The following is a 19469-nucleotide window of genomic DNA, read 5'->3' as shown; positions in this document are numbered from 1 at the left end:
GTTAGCTGCCACCGCAGGCCGAGATTGCCGCGTCGCTGCGCTCCTCGCAATGACATATTGGGAAGGCGCCTTGCAATGGCATATGAATAGGCGCTAAACCTTACCTTGGTTATCCAATTCGACCGCCTCGTGCATACGTGTGAGCAGATCCGGCACCGCAGCCTGCACCCGGTTCCAACTGGGGATAAAGGGCCGCTCTCTGGGGTTATCCAGAAATAGATTGCCAGCTTCGAGCAGGTTGCTGGCAAATAGCTCCACGGCCTGCTCTTCGCTGTGGCGATCAAGGCTTAGACCGTTCATGGTGGCATCGTGGTCATAGGCCTCGATCAGATCTAATGCAAAGCGGTAATAGGTGGCTTTAAGTGTGCGGAAGTCTTCGCTGCTAAAGGTAATGCCCTGAGTGGCTAGTTTGCGATAAAGCGCTTTTGAAATATCCAGGCTCATGCGGTTTAAACCGCTATCCGGGTCATCTTCGCTAACCGGCTGATGTTTATGGTCGTAGGCATCGGCAATATCGACCTGGCAGAGCTGGCGTAGCGAGTAGTTGCGCTGCAACTCAGACAAAACGCCAATCTCCAAACCCCAGTCCGCAGGAATACGGATTCCTTCAAGCACTTCGCTGCGCATCGCAAACTCACCCGAAAGCGGATAACGAAAGCTGTCCAAGTAGTCGAGATAAGGCAGCGGCCCGCAGACGGTTTTAAGCGCCCGCAGTAGCGGCGTCACTAACAGCCGAGACACACGACCGTTCAGCTTGCCCTCGGCAATACGCGGGTAATAGCCTTTGCAGAAACTGTAATTGAAATTAGGGTGGGCAACCGGATACATCAAGCGTGCCAGCAGCCCCCGCTCGTAGGTCAAAATATCGCAGTCATGCAGCCCCACCACCGTCGAGCGACCTGACGACAGCATATAGCCTGCGCAGTACCACACATTGCGCCCTTTACCGGGTTCCAGCGAGCCTAGCCCATGCTCTTCAAGCTCCGCATCCAGGTCGCGCAGCCGTGGGCCATCGTTCCATAAGATGCGCGTGTGCTGCGGCAGGCGTGAGAAAAATTCCCGAGCGTGTAAAAATTGCTCGCGATCAGCTCGATCCAAGCCAATGACAATTTCATTGAGATACGGGACTTTAACCAGCTCATCAACGATCGCCGACAGCGCTGGCCCTTCCAGCTCCGAAAACAGCGACGGCAGAATCAGCCCCATTGGGCGACGACGGGAAAATTGACAAAGCTCCTGTTCAAGCTCTTCGACCGTGCGCCGGGTAAGGTTGTGAAAGTCGGTAATAATTCCATTTTGATGAAAGTCACTCATGCGCTTACCTCCCTGGTTTCATAGAACTGGAGTCAAAGTACTGGACTCAAATAGCTGTACTCAAAGAACTGTACTCAAAGAACAATGGCATCACCCTTCTCCGCCGCCGCTAAACGGCGGTCGTCTCGCCCCCACCAGTAATCCACGCCTTCGGCCCAGCCGGTCGGCCCTGTTGCTTCCGTGCGATAGAGCGAAGTGATGCGGGGCTCTACGGCTAAGTCGTGGCAACCGCGAATCACGACCGCTTGATCGACCGCTTCGAGCATGGTGATATCGTTCGGCCCGTCTCCTAATCCCAGTGAAAGAGGTGCTCGGCCTCTTAACGCCGTAAAGCGCTTAATCAGCCACTCGACGGCAGTGCCCTTGTCCGCGGAGCGCCCCATCACATGCCAAAAGCGCCCGCCTTGAGTAAGTTCTAACCCATCCCCCTCTAAAGCGGCGCGAAAAGTTTCAAGCGCCGCGGCAGTGTCCTCCCAAAGCAGCGGCTCACTGCCTTCCCGCTGCCGTGCATCCCGGGCGCGAACCGCATCCAGCCCGGTAAGCTCCATCACCTCAGGCACACTCATCTCGCCCATGCGAGTAAAACGAATATCCAGGCGTTCGCGCCATACCTTCAATCGAGCACGAATAAAACCAATATCCACACCAGGATGTTTGATAACGACGCCATCGCGGCCGCTGCCTGGGCGGTCTAAGCGTGCATGGCACCAGCCTGGCGGCAGACCAATAACCGCACCATTTTCAGCAATAAACGGTGTTGCCGTGAGGCCCAGCGCCTCACGCAGTGGAATAAGTTCGGCACGGGTTTTACTGGTCACCGGAATTACCGGCACCCCCATCTGCTTTAAGCGGGCAAGCCAGGGGGCTGCAGGGCTGAAGTCATAACTGTGATGATCGAGCAGTGAGCCATCTAAATCGGTCACTACCAGCCGCGGCTGGAGAGCAGGGTCAACCGAAGGGATTGACGCTGTAAGACGAGCGGATTCAGGCATGGCACTACCTCTCTTCGGCCTTGGCGAACTGTTAGGTCGTCATGACTAGAACGCCTAATTGGCTAAGACCTGCTATTAATTGACTACTAAAAGCATAGCAATTAATAAGCCAAAAGAGAGAATTGACGGTTCAGCAGGGAGTTACATGAAGCTATAATGGATTAATAAATAGAAAAACCCACAAGCACCAAAAAGATGCAGCTGCAGCGCACCATAAAAGCGCATGAATGAGATCGGTGCACTTTTGATGCTGTTTTCAATCAAAAAAGCGCATGAGAACTGATGAAAGTAACAAGAAAACCAATAAAAAGCGTTACAGGGCTTGGCAACGCCTCATAAATAGCTATACTGGAGTTGTACCCACTGGTGATCCTGTACACCCCTCACCTGATCCCAGTGGGCTGCAGTGAGCCAAGCCCTTTAATGCCCGCCTCCCCCGGCGGGCTTTTTTTATTAGTATTTCTCTTTGTCATTGCCCATTTCATGTCATCGCGAGCGACGCGCGGCGACCTCGGTTTTGTCATTGCGAACGCAGTGAAGCAATCTCGGGGTTAACTGCCACCGCAGCCCGAGATTGCCGCGTCGCTGCGCTCCTCGCAATGACATGTTCGTTACCGAGCATTACTCAACGTGAATAACGACCTCAACCCGCCGATTACGCGCACGACCTTCCGCAGAGGCGTTACTTTCCAGTGGTTTTGTGGCCGCCAAGCCTACGGCACGTAAGCGCTCAGCATCGACCCCCTCCGCTTCCAGTGCTTCCACAATGGCAATGGCACGGGCGCTAGACAGCGCCCAGTTAGACGAGAATTCGTCAGTGCTGATGGTTTGGCTGTCCGAATGGCCTTCGACCCATACTTCGCCATCGTAGCGCTGAATTGTCTCCAGCAAACTGCCCACCAGTGACGAGCCATCATTGGTTAGCTCAGCCGTTGCAGAAGGAAACAGCAGTTGATCCTGCACGCGGAGACTAATCCCCTCCGCCACCCGCGATACTTCGACACCTGCAAGGTCGGGCAGATACGTAGACTCTTCGACACGCTGGGAAAGCGCCTGATTTAGCGCAACCGCCCCGGCCACTGACTCGTCGCTAACTGCCTGCACATTTACCGGGGGCCGGTCGGTTAACACCACCATGTAGTCGGCCAGAGGCGATGTAAAATCATCGCTGCCCGCGGGCATCATCAGTTTCGGCAAGGTGAAGTCCGGCACGGCGGGCGGTGGCGGCGCTGCCAAAAGTGGCGGAACACCATAGCTGACACGACGAGCAAGCCCCGTCAATTTGGGCAACCCGGCGACACCCATCGCCGCACTAATCGCCATGGGGTTCAATCCTGCTCCGCTCCACCGGGCGACGACCGCACGCTCATGGCTTGCCTGGGCCAAAGATTCGGGCAGGGGCACTTCCAAAGCCGACGACGGGGTGTAGGCGTATTCGCTCGCACTCTCTTCCTGGTTCCACTGAGGGATAACCGGCCCAGCGGCAGCGATAATGACCACGAAAAGAGCCACCAACAAGGTCATGATATCGAGATAGCTGATCATCCAACCGCTACCACTATCACTTTCATGATAGGCCGACATTAGCGAATCATGGCGCGGAGCACTGTGATGATCTTCAAGCATTGGTGTTATCGCTCATTAAAGTTTTTAACCTCGTGGCCGATCTAGCTAGGTATATCAAATCAGTTACTTAAAATCAGATACTTAAAACTAGGCACATCAAATTAGGTACGTCGAATTAGGCATGGCAAACTAAGCATGGCGAACAGTCTATCAAAAGCCGTTTTGTAGCGAAAAAGGAACCACCAGGTGCGCACCCGTCCCCGATTATTTCCATTACCCTATTTCATACGTCCTGTGAGCTTGGGGCTGGCAAGCTTAATGCTAAGCGGCTGCTTTTATGCCAATACATCCCAAGCGCCGATAGCCACCACCTACCCTTATACAGAACAGCAGCGTATGCAGGCAGCCCATCACTGGGATGTGCTAGCCCGCCATGAAGCTACCAGCATTTTGCAACGTGAGCGTGTTCGCAATCGCGATTTACACATTAGCGAACCAGACAATGAAGCACTGCACGCATACAGCGGCGGTGAATTTGAGCGTGGCTTTCGCGCGCTGCTGACCAGCGAGCTGGTCTCGCGGGGCGCCAACCTTACCACCGTTCCGACTGCCAACAGCGCCAATATCACCTTCGATGTCGAAGTTGTCGAACACCGTGATCGCGGTTTTGTCCGCCCGCCCATCGGCGCTTTCACCGCACTTACCGCGGGCATCGCGGTAGCAACAATTCCGTATAACCAGTGGGCCGAACCTGCACTGGGGTTAATCCCCGCCGCCATGATTGCCGATACCACCAGCGGTAGTTGGACGCACACCGGTAACGAAGAGATCATCGTGACGACGCAAATTATCGATGGCGAACGAATTCTCTACTCTTCGTCCAACATTTACTACATTAATGCCGGTGATCGTCGTCAATATGCCCCTCACCGCGTGCCCCAGGCACCTAGCACGCCCACCGTTCCCCTTACTGATACGTGGTAACTTCATGCTGATCACACTTTTCGCCGCTCGGCGCGCCCGCTCTATCAGCCATGCTACCCGTGGGATGGCCATTGGCATGACGCTACTGTTACTGGCGGGCTGTAGCGCGATGGGCAATGCTAACAACACAGCTGCCGAACCGGAACCCGATCTTTCTGAATTGGTTCATGCCGCTGCCGAGCAGATGGTTGCCAGCAATCCAGAGATAAAACGCTATAGCCCCATGATTGCCGCCACCTTTGTGAGCATCGACAATCTAAGCCAGTCATCCACGCTTGGGCGTATCAGCTCTGAAATTATGGCGTCCGCACTGTCCCGCCAGGGCATGCAGGTACGTGAAGTAAAAATGCGCGACAGCATGTTTATCGAAGAGCGCGTAGGGGAGTTGATTCTTTCACGGCAAGTTCAGCGTTTAACCGCCCAACACAACGCACGATCAATATTGATGGGCACCTATGCCCAAGGCCAGGACTACGTCTATGTGAGTGCTCGGGTAGTGCGGGCAGGCGATGCCATGGTGCTTGGCAGCGCTGATTTCCGCCTGCCGCTAAATAACAACACCCGCAGCTTGTTAGAAGGCCAAGGGGGTTGGTGAGCAATTAAAAATGCCTTGGGGAGGAGCTTTCTCACATGTCATTACGAGTAGCCTAACTATATGTCATTGCGAGGAGCGCAGCGACGCGGCAATCTCAACCTGCTGTGGCGGCACAAAACCCAGATCGCCACGCTTCGCTCGCGATGACAGTTCATATGGCATGAGCTGTAAATTGATTAAACAGCCCTACGAAGAATTCTCAGGCAAATCCACTGTTACCGAGCGCCGATGCTTAACCGCCATTGTCTCAATGGCGGTTTTAAGTGCTTGCTTGGCCGCATCATCACCATGCACAAGGCGAATCTCCCTGGGCCAATGGCGCATTCGCTTGATAAAGCTCAATAGATCCCGCTGATCAGCGTGAGCGGAGTAACCACTGATTGTGGTCACACCCGCGCGGATATCATAACGTTCACCATCTAACATTACCCAACCGCCCTGCGGCCCGAAGCGCTGGATATCACGCCCCGGTGTGCCCGCACCCTGGTAGCCTACAAATAGCACCTGATGGCGTGGATCACCCAGCATGGCTTTTAAATAGTTCACTACCCGGCCACCTGCGCACATTCCGCTGGCGGCAATAACCACGGCAGGCCTACCGCTTTCGGCTAAATAGCGTACCGTTTGCTCATGCGTTTCATGACTATCCACGGTATACAGCGCATCAAAATTGAGCGGATGCCGCCCTGCCCTCAAGCGCTTCTGCGCTTCATCATCCCAGAATGGTTTTAAGTCGCGATAGACTCGCGTGAATCGTGCGGCTAGGGGCGAATCGACGATAATCTCCAGCGACTGCCAGAGCGAATCATTCCCCGCACGATGAATAATCCCCTCCAACTCGTAAAGCAGCTCTTGGGTTCGGCCTATGCTAAAAGCAGGAATAATGACCGTACCTTTATTTTCTAACGCCTGTTCTATAGCCCGCTTTAAGAGGGTTGTCCTCTCATCACGTCCTTCGTGTAGTCGATTGCCATAAGTTGATTCAAGCACTAAAACATCTGCTTTAGATGGCGATTTAGGCGCGGGTAGTAAGGGAGAATTGGCCGCTCCCAAATCGCCGGAGAACACCACCCGCTCACGACGATTTGAAGGGTGTTCCCGTAATGCGACTTCCACATAGCTAGAACCCAGAATATGCCCTGCGCGCTGAAGCTTTACCTTCATGGAGGTAGAGGGCGTAGCCTCCACGGTGTGCCATTTGGCATAATCCAACGGCACCAACTGCTGCTCGATCCGCTCTAAAAACTGGGCAATTAAACTAACATCTCGGGTAAAGCCAATTTTCAACGCATCTTCAATCACCAACGGCAATAGCTTAGCCGAAGGCTTCGAGCACAAAATGGGACCAGAGAATCCAGCCGCCAGTAAATAAGGCAACCGCCCCACATGGTCAATATGAACATGGGTAATGACCAAGGCTTTTATCGTTGAAATATCAAAATCGACAGTGAGCTGATCGAAACTATCCTGCTGTGCGTCTTCGCCTTGAAACAGACCACAATCGATTAATAGTGAAGACTCACTATTAACAATAAGCTGATGACAACTACCGGTAACGCCACTGGCACCGCCATGATGGATGATAGTTGATAGAGAAGTTGTCTTGGGCTTTATCGCCATCGTCAGCTCTCCAAGCAGTGTCCGAATAAGTATTATTTAAAACTAACAACAGCCTATAAATGCAATAAAAATAAACAAAAACGCCCGCCACCACTTATGAGGTGATGACGGGCGATACAGTCTGTCTATCTTAAAAGTCAGTTATTAGCTAGCGGCAAATAAACCACAAGCTTTAAAGCTTAAAACGTGTAAGAAACGCCCAGGACAGCAACGGGGAACACTGGTAGCTTATCGATATCATCTTTGAGGCTTTGCTCTTCAGCACGAATATCCTCCTGAAGCTGCGGGTTCAGCGCTTCCAAGTTACGGGTAGTGCTCAGAGATACGTCAACGTTGGTCGCTACAACACCGAACTCGGAGAAAAACGAAAGCCCGCTCTGGTGCGAACTGCGCCACCCAAGGCCCACATAAGGTTGGGTACCATCCGAAACGGTAGCGCTACCCACGACTGAACCAATCTCAGTGGCAGTATAAGTATTATCGTTAATTTCATACGTACTGCCGTCATCTGGCGTACCAACCACATTCGCTTCGATATCCGGCATCATGATGCCTGCCGATAGGAAGAACCGGCCGCCGAAGGGGAAATAATCCATTTTGACGCTAGACGCCTTCATTCCAAAGTCAGCGTTGTAGTTCACGCCATCTTCATCAAAATCAGTATCTAAATCCAAGCCGTCTGTATAGCGTGCGGTAACAGCTAGGTTTTCATGGAAACGCCAAGAGGCATCTGCCCCGAACCCCGTGGTACCGGCGATAGCAGAAACCGTTACTTTTTTATCAAACGCGAAGCTATTACTGGCAATCAATGTCAACGCCAAAGCACTGCCGACTAAGCAGAGTGTTTTTTTCATTTTAAGCATCGTTTTCCCTTGAATAATTATCGGCCATTATTATGTGCAGCAAACCTCCCTTTAAGTTTCCTGCTGGCCTATTGATTAGCCCAGCTATTAGCTGGAGCCTATAAATTCTACTGCACTATTAATTAATCTTGCGTAGAGAATTGTTCAACGAGATGTAAGAAACCATTTACATGAAATGGCAACTCTCCCTCAATCATCCCCTAGTGCGCACCGAGAAACACCCCCATAGCACGGCAAGCAAAAAGGCATACATCATTACCCCACTGTTATGGGTTAAAAACACCTGGGTGAGTCCAAAGTCAATGTAGGCCACCGGTAGTAGCACTCCTGCCACAGCCAGCGCGCGCAACTCAAGATTATCCGCCGTTATTTGCGATGCAAAGAGACGCATAGGGACAAGAAATAGAACCAGCAATATGGCAAGGCCAATCATGCCTCGCTTAGCAAATGCATCTATAAACTCATTGTGCGCATGACCATATTTTGTCACGACCTCATTAACCACACCCTCATCCGCCAAAATTTGCATACCTTGCTTATATCCATTTTCGCCCCAACCGGTGAATGGCTTTTCTAGTATTAGCTGATAAGCACCTTTCCACATCTCAAAGCGAGCGCCGACTGAAGTCGTCCGGCTTTCACCCGACACGTAAAGCGCAACATCATTAAATGCTTCATGAACTCGGAGTTGCACACCGGTTTGTGGTACGAAATACATTAGGCCCCCCCCTATCACAACCGCTAGCAACGCCCCAATCTTCAAAACACTCGGCAAATGGCGACCATAGCCACGGTAGAGCACAAGCAAGACAAACGGCAAACCGACCCAGCCCCCACGACTACCTGAGAACAGCGACCCGAATACGCCTGCTAATGCCCCCACCAATAACAATGCTATCCAGCTCTTGCGTCTAGGTTGCGCTACCGCCCAACCTAGCCCAGCCAAACACAGAATCCCCATCAGCATGCTCAGATTGCCAAACTGAATGACATGAGTATAACCAGTAGCCCGCCACTCCCCTTCGACGAGCTTCTGCCAGCCAGCCCAAGTTCCGGCACCGATGGCACCAATGGCTAGGCCGCTCCAAAGCCAGCTTAATCGTGGCGGGTAAGCTATTATCAGCAACATGGCGGGCACGGCCAACAGGAAGCGTATAGGTTTGTCGATGCCTCGCGTGCCTTGGCCATCCCACCAAGCTGCTAGCATGCCGCTGGCGGCATAAACAACTAAAGCAACAATTACCAGCCAGTCCTGGCGTTTCAAACTAAGTGCTGGCTGCTTGATGAGCAATGTGATGCTGCCCATCAAGAGCAGCACGGCCCCCACCGAATATCCGGAAGGCACAACCAGGGCAATGGCGCCCAACAGAAAAACCGATAGGCTGGTATAAAGATGCATGGGGGTTAACGTCTCTATCGAAGAAGAGAAAGTCATAGCGATTATGGTGTATCCAAAAAAATAGGAGGCCAGAATCAAAAATGGCCAGCTCAAAAGCTGGCCATTCTAGCATCAAACAAATCAACCTTAACCTGTCGCGAATGCAATTTACGACTCAGTAGGCATTCGGGTTAACAAAACCTTTGAAGATCGTCAGAGCGACGATTCGAAGATCCAGCCACAGTGACCAATTGTCAATGTACCAGAGGTCGCACTGAACTCGGCCCTCCATCTTTTCCACGGTGTCCGTCTCACCACGAAGGCCGTTAACCTGGGCCCAACCGGTAATCCCAGGCTTGACCTTGTGTCGTTTCATGTAGGATTCCACGATATCCATATAGTACTCGTTGTGTGCCAGGGCGTGCGGCCGGGGCCCCACGACCGACATGCGCCCTTGCAGCACATTATAGAACTGCGGCAACTCATCAAGGGAGGTGCGGCGCAGAAAAGCCCCCAGCCGAGTTATCCGTGGGTCGCCCTTAGAAGCTTGAGTAACACATCCACCTTCTTCCTGGTGAACCGCCATGGTGCGGAACTTGTAGACTTTGAACGATTTACCGTTGGCACCAGTGCGATACTGTTTGAACAGCACCGGCCCAGGCGATGTGGCCTTGATGGACACCGCAATAAGCAAGCAGACCGGCAGTGCCAGTAGCGTAAAAAACGTGCCGAGGGTCAGGTCCTCAAGGCGCTTGGCAATTCGTGCAACTCCATCAATCGGAGTAACACTCAGATCGATGGACAAATGCCCCGCCACCTCGCTCATTCGATGGTTGAGCAAATGCATATCCTTGAAGTCCGGCACAAAGCGTACCTCGGCGGTATGATGGCGTAGCGAATAAAAGATCGTACTCACCATGCCCCCCATTTCTAGCGGCACGCAAATCCACACTTCCCGCGCTCCCGACTCTTCCACGCGGCGCGCCAACCTTTTCAAACAGCCCGTATCGGGCGGCTTCGAGATGCGCTCAATGCCTGCCAGTGAATAACCCTCGGCGGGAGAGTTACGCATGCCTTCGGCCACGCGAACAATTTGCTCACCTGGCCCTACCAGAAAGACCAGCCGTTGAGACCGCCCCAACTGACGGGCACGACGCAGCAACAGCTGTGCCGCGACACGACTGCCGCCGGCTCCTACGAACGAGATCATCAACGTAAAGCCGATCCATAGCCGTGAAAAGCGCTCGGCGGCATGGGCAAAGAAAATGAGTGACGCCGCTGTGATTGCCACCGTCGCCCAAACCAGACACAGCTTGCCAAGCAGTGACGAGATACGGCTGATACGCCAACGCTCGTAGCCGCCCTGAACGGTATTGAGCAGAATAACTAGCAAACTCATGATGGCAATGGCTAGCCAATAGCGTTCATGCAGCTCAACGGTACCGAAACGCAGCCAGTAGGCCAGCAGGCCAGCGCCTACGATGGCCATGAAATCGACGACGGGAACGATCAACTGTGCAGGGTAACGGTCAGCAAAACCGGAGGTACTTTTTCTCATCAGTTTTATGACGATCCTTGTAGTTTCTGAATCAGTGCATTCAGCTGCTTACCAAAGGCCTGCCGTTCATCGTGAATGCGTTGCACCGCCCCGGCAGGCAATGCCAGGGCAGCATGCCCATCGAGCACAGCCTCGACCAGCGGCTCGACCTCTTGAAAAAACGGCACGCCATAGATACGCGAGATAGCCTCGGCGGTATCCACCTGATGATCATTTCGATGCTCGCCCAACCGCGCAAGCCTCGGTAGCATCAGAAATGGCTTGCTCTGCTCAAGGCACGCCATGATATTGCCCATTCCGGCGTGCGTCACCACCAAATCAGCATTATCGAATAATGCGCTGAACTCACCCGCGTTGAACAACGCCTGCGCTTGCAGATTGGTGAACGGAGACAGCGCCTGGATCAGGGCGCCGGGGCCCGCTTGATATACCAGCGACCATGACGGCCGCGCTCGCGCCACGCTCAATACCACCTCATCCAACCGCGGAAAAGCAAACTGGGTACCGGCGGCAAACAGTATTCTCAAAGCAGCCTCCCCAGGTAGCGTACGCGCCCCCTGGCCAGTTCAGGCCATTGGGTCAGCACCTCGCTGGCAAACAGTCTGGCCACGCGCCCGGAGAGCGACAGCCGTCGGCAATTGGCAATGCTATCCACCCAGAGGGTCTTCCTGCGCAGCAGGAAACCGGCGAAAAGAACCAGCAGCCCAGGCGCCGCGCCGGTACTGATAATCAGGTCGGGATGGCACTCACGCACCATCTTGAACGCCTTGGGTAGCTGGATTACGCCCCGCCATAGCTCGTGCACGCTGAAATCATCAAGGTAATAGGTGGCACCAGCGTTCTGCCGATCCGCGGTTGAGACGTACACGCGATCCTCCGCATCAAGCAGTGCCGACAACCGCTGCAGCTGCACCCAGTGCCCGCCAAACGAGGCAACCATTAGAACTTTCAACGTGGCAGTTTCCTGGTTTCATGCGGGCGGCTTGTCATGGTCAGGCGCTGATGAAGCTTGACGAACTTGAGATAGGCCATAACATAGAGCGCCCACCAACGCTCCCGCCAGGTCATTTCGGAGCGCCGAAACAACTCGCGCAGATCCGTCAGAATATTGGCCAAGACTCGACGGCTCCCCTGAAGCAGCCGTTTCTCGTTATGCAGCGTCATGCTGCCCGTGGAGACGCGACGGGCCTTCTGCACCAGGGAGGCCAACGAATGGCGAGCTGGATGGCGTACCACAGCCGCATCGCAATACACGAGTTTGAAACCTGCTGAGGTCGCTCGACGTGTCCATTCGAAGTCCCCGCCGGACATCAGGTTGTCATCGAAGACACCCACGGCCTCCACCACCTGCCGGTGCACGATCAAGTTCGCCGTTACTGCCACGCCATCGGCGGCGTTTTGCGCCTGGCGAAAAGCGAAGGCCTTTTCGAAACACTCGGCGGGGGTCAACTGCGGTGCTGCATAAGTCAACTCGATATTGCCGCCTACCATGGTAGTATCAGGTTGCCCCTGCAGACATTCAACACCCGCCTGTAGCCAATCAACAGCGGGCAGGCAATCCGCATCGAGAAAAGCGATTACCGCCCCCCGGGCCTCGGCGATGCCACGGTTGCGCGCCGCATAGGAGCCGGGTGCCGACTCATGGAGGAGCCGAGCATTTCCGGGCAGCGTCAAATCGTGTGGCTGGCTCTCGCCAGCATTCTCAACCACGAGGATCTCGACCTCCTGCGTCGGCAAAGTCTGATCCCTCAAGGCATCTAGACAAGAGCGCAAGGCATGCCAATCCCGGTAGGTAGGTACGATGACAGAGACGATAACTTCTGGCACATTTGCCCTCATGCGTTGCCCTCATCCGCCGCAGGGAAAGACGGACTCTTGCTCTCCCCTTCATGAGCCGTATTGATTTCAGAGAGGCAGCTAAGGATGTTAGGCAACAGCGCGATGGCATCGGCGTATCGCTGCTTGTTGAAGTTCTGTTCGAAAGCACTGCAGCAAGCACAAAGGCGAATGCGCGCCGAAGGAGTATTCTGTAGGGATTCTCGCTTTTCCGACGCCTTGGCCAATAATTCATCAAGCTTCGTTAGCCATGTCTCACTGCATGGCAACCCCACACCGATGGGTTCCAGCGTCCAATTTCCCAAGTGAGCCTGAAGCAGCTCCCCCGTTTCCGATACAAAACAGAGGTCCCTAGGCACGCCGGGATTCAACACTACCAAGGGCAGTTGGTTCAATTCTTCCAGGATATCCTCAAAGCGATTCTTGGCTTGTTCTAGCGCAGCAATATCATCACCGTCACCAGCAATGAGCGCCAATCGCTCGAGCATCCTTATGCCCAAACGGTGCTGTAGCAGTGGATGGGACCGCTGATAGCGATTCACCAGTGTTCTGTCGGGCTCCACCTGCCAATATTTCGCCAGCCACTCTATCTGCACCTTTGGCGCAGTATAGCCGCCCGGAACGCACCACTTGGGCAATCGGAACAGGTGTACATCAAAGCCCTCCATCTCTCCGATGTACACAAGCTCAGGTACAGGCAGCAGAGGGCCGGACGCGGACGACAAGATATCGGCTTCGCTCATCGCCGCTTTACGATGCCGTTTGCCGAATATCTTGAGCAGGTACAGTTCGAGCTCCTCTTCAGCCCCCTTTACCTCGACTTCAAAAACCAGCAGATCCGCCAGTCCGCTTTGTTTCCAACGGCAATTTACCTCGGTAACGTCCGGCAGCTCGTGCCCCCTGACCTGCTCAAGCACGGGTAACAGCGGCTCACTGCTCTCAGTCAAGGTGAGAAAGTTCCAGAACTTCCTATTGTGAGAATGCTCCGGGGCTTGCTCCAGGCGATGTCCCGTAAAAAAGATGGCATTTACTTGAAGCCGCTTTCCACTCAGCCAGATCGCATCCTTGATCACTCCGTCGATTCGGGTTAGGAGCTGCCTTGAGAGCAATAAACTGATAATTGCGACTATGAAACCAACGCCTTCCCATAGCAAAAAATCCACCACCATAAAGGCGAACAGAAGCATAAAGCCGATGCCCGAAAGCAGGCCAGTCAGGGACGCCGCCTTCTGTTGCAGCTCGCTACGGGCTTCGACAGTACGTCCCACCAGCGCTACGAAGGCTGAAGCGGTCAGCACATAGGTCAGCGCAGCGAACAGAAAAGCCGGATAAACGAAGGAAAAAAGCAAGGCAATGACCACCGTCAGTACTGCGGTAGCCAAGCCAGCAGCCAGCTTCTGATAAGCTTGGCTGGCGACTTCGTCCTGGTTCGTGAACAGGACCAGCTTGTGCGTGCCTGCCACCACACCCGCCGCGCCTCTCTCCGCCATAATGCTCAACAATTTTTCCGATAAGAGTGAAACGGCATAGAAGAAGACGGTGGCAAGGCTAAGTGCGATGACCAGCACATCCCGGTCGAAGGCAGCCCAGGAATCCGGAAAATAGCGCGGCGTTCCCGTCGAGCCGATCAAGATAATGACTTTCAGTGGTAAGAAAAAAGCCAGCATACGAGAAAACTGGCTCACCAAGGTCAGCGCAACGAGCGTAAGCGTAGGCAGAGGTACAAGTTTGAAAAATTTCTTGAGTACCGCTGCCGACCAGTAAAGTTGGCGTAACGCAATGCGATAGAACCACATCAAGTATCGTACCTAGAAAACATATGCCTTACCTTACAACTCAGTTGCCAAAAGGGCCGAATACCATCATGAGGGAAGAACAACGGCTTCACCTCTTCCTGGCGGGGAATTTCCACATGCACAAGTCCTTTCATCTCCCCATAACGAGAAAGATAGGCGTAATAAATTGGGTAGTAACGCTCAGAGTCGAATGCGTCGATTTGTTGAAACGGCCACTCCTTGGTCATATACGGAAGCAACCACTCCATTCCCCTGCGGATGCTCTGGCCCTGCGGCCCTTCAAAGTTCCACAGGTCTTCGCCGCATGACTCGGCCAGTTGCGCCAAGTGGATCCACCCCTGCAGGTTGAAGCAACAGTAGTGAGCAGTGGTGGTACGCTTCAGTTCTTCGGGTTGACTACCGTCGGCAGAGAACTGCTGTACGATACGAAAACGGCAATCCCTCAGCGTATGGCGCAGTAGCGTATCCTCTCCGAGAAACGCGGCAATGGCGCTAACCTGTAGATCGTAGTAAGTACCATGGTTGTTCTGCGATGCGCCTTCCTTCACTCCCTGCGGGCTGGTGCGCAGCCAATGCAGGTACCTCGCAAGCCACTCCCGTAGCGCACTCGATTCACTCTGCGTCAGCTTGCCGCGCTGCTCGAGCAACCTAACGGCATCAAGGAAGTAATAAAAATCCTTTGCCTCAATGATACCCGAACTACTTCCACGGTTCTTGTTCCAACCTTTACGCACCTGAGCGTAATCAAGATGGGGTGCCATCGCTTTTTCCGGGTCCAGGAACCAGGTACGAACAAGCTTAGCTGCTTGGTCATCATATAGTCCATCCTGGCTCACGCTACCCGCCAAGGCCAGAACAAAGGTGTCATCGAAAAGCCGCTGTAGCCGCGTACGGTCGTAGTTCTCGCTCATCGGCTCGTACAATCGCGTACCAGGGACGCGCTTGCCATCCTTGCGTATGTAAGGAAGCCCTGGGATGGGAATTGGATTGGGCCAGAAGTATGGCGCTGGGTGCCAGTAGTCGTGAGAGTTCTGGCTGGGAGGCAACGTCTTTTTGTCGACGACCGAATAGGGCCCGCGGGACAGAGCCTCCCCCGCCGTGCTTATCAAGGTGCGCCTTAACGCATCGCTTATAATGCCATCTGAAGCCAGATCAGGCACATAGCAAAGGCGTTTTGCATCGTACCTGGAATGGAACCCTTCTCCATCGAGCTTGTCGAGCAAGGCCGTAATGGCTTCATTACGAGCCAAACCACGATCAACGAGACCGCTACTTCCCTTTTCCAAGTGGGCCTGCCCCGAGAAAAGCCGAGCTACCCAACCCGCCTTGGCAAAGGCGCCAGCATCTTGTGAGTAATCTGGGCATGGAATATCCCATGGCTCTATATGCCAATGGTCCCATTTTCCAGGTATACCGAGCCGCCAGAACAGCTCCACCTTGGGGCGGCGGCCATAGTAACACGCCTCATCGAATTCTTGGGTGCTGTCACACCGGAAGATCATTTGCGGCTCTTCATCCGCCTTGGGTCTATTACCTTTGTCCAGCAAGCTCTCGTTATTGGGTATTCTGGCCATGGGCACGATAAAATAAGGGCAATCTGCCTGCTTTTCTATATCCGCAACGATTTCTTCCCATGCCTCGGCAGTAAGAAAACAGTTGCCATCCCAGGGAAGCACCCATTTGGCATGTGTTTTTCCCTCTCGGAGGGCAGCATTCCTTGCCCCATTGTTGTTCATCACGTAGTTATTTTTATGCCGATATAGACGCATCCATATCCGGCTCTGCTGCGCGGCATTCAATTGAGAAAACAACTTACCTGTCGGCAAATATTTTCTTGGAACGCCTTCATAATCCAAAGGCAAACCTTGGTACTCATCAAGGTGGAACGGGATATGGATATACTGAACGCCAGCTGATTCCAGCATACCAATAATTAATTTTTCCTCATTAGGATCAACGATGCGATTTACGATAAAACTTTTTTCGCACCCTTTCAAATCAGGCTCGTTCTTTAGAATAAAATCTAAATTTTTCCGTGACTGCCCTTTCTCATGCCGAGGGACCAGATCATTGCCTATGATTCGATAAAGAACAAATTCAGTACTGGGTTGGTTAAAGCTAGACGTCTTATTTTGGTCGTCCGCAGAATAAACAGCTTTCTTTTTTGGGCCTTTCCTTGCCGCAGGATTAGTGACTTCAACTTTGTATAAGTATTTAACCTGTAGGACACGCTTCAATGTTTTCAAATAATTCAGCACATTTGCACCTTGAACAAAATCAACAAAAGTTCTTCGATATCGTGAGCTGTTTCGCGACATCGTTTTTTAACTGGATAAGACTTTTTTCCCAATGATCGGAAACGCTCGGATCATAAGCTTCAAATCTCTCAAGCCAGCTTTCGTTATAGAAATTTACGTTCCAAAAGCTGGTCTTTAATTCATCAATATGGATTTCTGGTGTCACCATCTCTCTTACAAAACCATAGTAATCTTCTCTGATATGGTCGAGCTCGAACAACTGATACGCTTTTATTCCGTAATGAAGAAGATCAATCACCACAGAAGAGTTCGGAACCAATGCGATATGATCAAACTCAGGCACAACATCATGAACGAAAACATCATCGAGAAAAGAAAAATCCCCATCTTGTGAACGTGGATGTTTTTTTATCGCAACACTTTTAATGTCGGGATTAAGTTGACAGCAACTTATGACCTCCTCCACTTTTTTCTGAATAAAATTGGAGCTCAGATAGATAACAACATCTACTTTAACCGGTGGAACATGAGTTATTTTCTCGAAGGAGGCGGCTTTTTTCTCCCTCGGGATGACATAGGTACTTCCACCAATATCGGCTATGGAAGCATAAATCTTTAAGGATTTTTCATTTCGCAAAACAGAGTACTCAAAATCCAAACCAGGAAAATCCTGGGTCACCTCTGCATGCTGAACATAAACTCTGGGAACACCATGCAATTGCATTATCATGGAGAGTGCGACGGAAATGTCCGTATGATCGTTAGCAAAGATGGATACCTTCGGCTTTCCTTTTGAGCGATCAAAATAGATAAATAGTCGATAGTAAGCAGTGGCAAAGCGAACAAGAAATCTTAAAGAAGTGGGATTTACTTTTATCCGGCAGAGGTAAACAAGGCAGCAAAAATAAAAAAACAACCTGACAACAACATGGAAAAAATTATTTTTACCTTTTCTGGTCGGATAAAATGAGATATTTTTTTCTTTCTCATACTCAAACAAACCAGCCACTTCGGTACGGGTCATTATTTCCTGAAGAAACAAAAATTCTCTTTCATTGTTCCTTGTGCTGCCGCAATATAAAGCCTCTGGCACAGATCCAACATAATGCTTATGCCGTGACACAAAAAATTCTCTGAACAAGTAAAACGCCGCTCTCACCCGAGGCATGCGAGATGTATTTAGTCGCTTATACTTTTCTTCCGCCTCACTCCGCACATGATAAACCGGCACGTCACCGAATCGAATAATTTTGAAGTTTCTTTCTAGTCCCTTAAAAAAAAGACGCACGGAGCGATAAAGTTTAAGCATCGTCGTGATTCGCGACTATATTCATTAATGACTGCCCTACATCCAAGGCAACTCCGCCATTTTTCGCAACTTCCGCAGCGAAAATCTTCCCTATGAAACCAGCGGAAATAAAGAACACTACGCCAGGGCCAGCCAGCCCTTTGATCTGCTCAATGTAATCTTCGTAAACATATGGCAAAGGTTTTGCGGCTTCAGAGTAACTGAATTTCTCCTGTTTCAAAAGGCGATGTGTTGGCAATTCAATATACGTAGCGTGCTGTAGCTCAGAAAAAACACGTTGCAAATATTCTTTTTTCGCCCCAGAAATAAAAACAACGCGTTGAGCAAGGCCTGACAAGCGAGCAATATAATCTCTATCGAACAAATAGAGATTTATCTGGCCCTCGGTGATATAGGCTTTACCATCATATGCCTTCAAATAGCCATGGCAAAGGGTAAATAACCTACAAAGGAGCGCATTGTTAAAAATACTGTAATCGCGGTTGATACTCAGTTCATCAATAAACCTGAAAACGCTGGGAATGCCCACTAGATCATGCTGACTCAAGCTTAGCCTGAAATCTTTTTGTATTTTTTCTCTCAGGGCAGAAGGCAGTGCCTCCCCCCACCAATGCAGTTCCTGCCGCTCCATATCAAATGCACAAGGTAAGGCATTATTAGGAAAACCGTATCCTTCACCATCATTAAGACGAACAAAAGAATAACATTCTCTTTTGATTATCGCTTTCCTCAGTTCACTTTTTATCTTGAGGTACTTATTTTCATTAACCTGAAAATCAAGGATATTTTTATTTTCAGGAATAGCATTGAAGAGTGGCCGCAAGTGTATTCCGTACTCTTTTGAAAGAGATTTTTTTAATTGACAGAAGTTTTCCTCAATATCTTCATATCTCAACTCCACGTAATCACTTATTCGAGACTCCCAAAAATTAACTTTTACTATTGCAGCAGGATTCATCTCTTTTGAGTACTGCTCCTTTAAACTATAAAAGATAGAACATTGTTTTTCGATTGAAGCCTTATGCAATATCTTAAGCACTTGATGAATAGTAATTTTGTCCATCAATCCTGCACGAGCAAAGGCCTCATAAGCCTCAGTGGAAGTTAATTTTTTAGCTATTAGTGCTATCAACAATCGTCTAAATTCACTTTCAATTTTTAAACTTCCCTTTCGCAACTTATAAAAAACAATAAACTCATTCAATTCTTCTGCTGAAGCAGGGGATGGTGAGGATAGAAGCTCACGCATTCTAATCAAACACCTCAGCTCTATATTTATAATATTTTTTTTGTTCTTAACAATAAAATCATATGCAGGATCTCGCTTATTTTCTAAATAAGAAAGAGCGCCCCATAGATTTTTCGCAGACATGAACCTGTTTACTTGAAGAGTATAAAAG

Annotated in this window: 16 protein-coding genes; 2 read left to right on the top strand and 14 right to left on the bottom strand. The window is 51.3% G+C overall.

Annotation, left to right across the window (positions count from 1 at the left end; all coding sequences use genetic code 11):
• Positions 1 to 93 precede the first annotated feature (93 nt).
• The 3 genes from QHL1GM_RS18940 to QHL1GM_RS18930 form a co-directional block, all read right to left on the bottom strand.
• A complete protein-coding gene (locus QHL1GM_RS18940; RefSeq protein ID WP_071695859.1) occupies positions 94 to 1314 on the bottom strand; it encodes a glycosyl transferase in 1221 nt (406 codons plus the stop codon).
• A 74-nt stretch (positions 1315 to 1388) separates the two neighbouring features.
• Entirely contained in the window at positions 1389 to 2306 is a 918-nt protein-coding gene (locus QHL1GM_RS18935) for a mannosyl-3-phosphoglycerate phosphatase (protein ID WP_071695858.1), read from the bottom strand.
• A gap of 621 nt (positions 2307 to 2927) precedes the next feature.
• Positions 2928 to 3932 (bottom strand): OmpA family protein, encoded by a 1005-nt coding sequence (locus QHL1GM_RS18930; protein WP_071695857.1) that lies wholly within the window; start codon positions 3930 to 3932, stop codon positions 2928 to 2930.
• A gap of 258 nt (positions 3933 to 4190) precedes the next feature.
• Between QHL1GM_RS18930 and QHL1GM_RS18925 the strand changes: the two genes are divergently transcribed.
• A complete protein-coding gene (locus QHL1GM_RS18925; RefSeq protein ID WP_254795338.1) occupies positions 4191 to 4856 on the top strand; it encodes a hypothetical protein in 666 nt (221 codons plus the stop codon).
• A gap of 4 nt (positions 4857 to 4860) precedes the next feature.
• Positions 4861 to 5451, top strand: a complete 591-nt coding sequence (locus tag QHL1GM_RS18920) for a FlgO family outer membrane protein (protein ID WP_071695856.1) — start codon at positions 4861 to 4863, stop codon at positions 5449 to 5451.
• Between the two features lie 186 nt (positions 5452 to 5637).
• Here the strand turns inward: QHL1GM_RS18920 and QHL1GM_RS18915 are convergent, their stop codons facing one another.
• The 11 genes from QHL1GM_RS18915 to QHL1GM_RS18865 all read right to left on the bottom strand — a co-directional run bounded on the left by QHL1GM_RS18915 (position 5638) and on the right by QHL1GM_RS18865 (position 19441).
• On the bottom strand, positions 5638 to 7071 hold the full coding sequence (locus QHL1GM_RS18915) for an MBL fold metallo-hydrolase RNA specificity domain-containing protein (RefSeq protein ID WP_071695855.1): 1434 nt from the start codon (positions 7069 to 7071) through the stop codon (positions 5638 to 5640).
• Between the two features lie 179 nt (positions 7072 to 7250).
• Entirely contained in the window at positions 7251 to 7934 is a 684-nt protein-coding gene (locus tag QHL1GM_RS18910; RefSeq protein ID WP_254795337.1) for a hypothetical protein, read from the bottom strand.
• Positions 7935 to 8127: 193 nt separating this feature from the next.
• Positions 8128 to 9411 (bottom strand): O-antigen ligase, encoded by a 1284-nt coding sequence (locus tag QHL1GM_RS18905; RefSeq protein WP_254795336.1) that lies wholly within the window; start codon positions 9409 to 9411, stop codon positions 8128 to 8130.
• Between the two features lie 76 nt (positions 9412 to 9487).
• Positions 9488 to 10870, bottom strand: coding sequence for an undecaprenyl-phosphate glucose phosphotransferase (locus QHL1GM_RS18900; protein WP_071695853.1), 1383 nt, complete (start codon positions 10868 to 10870; stop codon positions 9488 to 9490).
• Between the two features lie 5 nt (positions 10871 to 10875).
• Entirely contained in the window at positions 10876 to 11397 is a 522-nt protein-coding gene (locus tag QHL1GM_RS18895; protein ID WP_071695852.1) for a glycosyltransferase, read from the bottom strand.
• Positions 11394 to 11822 (bottom strand): UDP-N-acetylglucosamine transferase subunit ALG14, encoded by a 429-nt coding sequence (locus tag QHL1GM_RS18890; RefSeq protein WP_254795335.1) that lies wholly within the window; start codon positions 11820 to 11822, stop codon positions 11394 to 11396. Before QHL1GM_RS18890 ends, QHL1GM_RS18895 begins: the two co-directional genes overlap by 4 nt.
• Positions 11819 to 12709: a glycosyltransferase family 2 protein gene (locus QHL1GM_RS18885; RefSeq protein WP_071695850.1), complete on the bottom strand. Its 891-nt coding sequence runs from the start codon at positions 12707 to 12709 to the stop codon at positions 11819 to 11821. The genes QHL1GM_RS18890 and QHL1GM_RS18885 overlap by 4 nt, the downstream gene beginning before the upstream one ends.
• Positions 12706 to 14502, bottom strand: coding sequence for a hypothetical protein (locus QHL1GM_RS18880; RefSeq protein WP_071695849.1), 1797 nt, complete (start codon positions 14500 to 14502; stop codon positions 12706 to 12708). The genes QHL1GM_RS18885 and QHL1GM_RS18880 overlap by 4 nt, the downstream gene beginning before the upstream one ends.
• Positions 14502 to 16760, bottom strand: coding sequence for an alginate lyase family protein (locus QHL1GM_RS18875; protein WP_217648555.1), 2259 nt, complete (start codon positions 16758 to 16760; stop codon positions 14502 to 14504). The genes QHL1GM_RS18880 and QHL1GM_RS18875 overlap by 1 nt, the downstream gene beginning before the upstream one ends.
• Before the next feature lie 19 nt (positions 16761 to 16779).
• The gene (locus QHL1GM_RS18870; RefSeq protein ID WP_071695848.1) at positions 16780 to 18069 is read right to left on the bottom strand and encodes a hypothetical protein; all 1290 of its coding nucleotides are present in this window, start codon (positions 18067 to 18069) and stop codon (positions 16780 to 16782) included.
• Complete coding sequence (locus tag QHL1GM_RS18865; RefSeq protein WP_175540405.1) at positions 18062 to 19441, bottom strand: hypothetical protein; 1380 nt, start codon at positions 19439 to 19441, stop codon at positions 18062 to 18064. The genes QHL1GM_RS18870 and QHL1GM_RS18865 overlap by 8 nt, the downstream gene beginning before the upstream one ends.
• Positions 19442 to 19469 lie beyond the last annotated feature (28 nt).

Origin of the sequence: Halomonas sp. QHL1 (assembly GCF_001882345.1) — a bacterium.
Lineage (GTDB): Bacteria > Pseudomonadota > Gammaproteobacteria > Pseudomonadales > Halomonadaceae > Vreelandella.
Note: the sequence above shows the minus strand (reverse complement) of the source record. Positions and strands in the feature narration are given on the sequence as shown.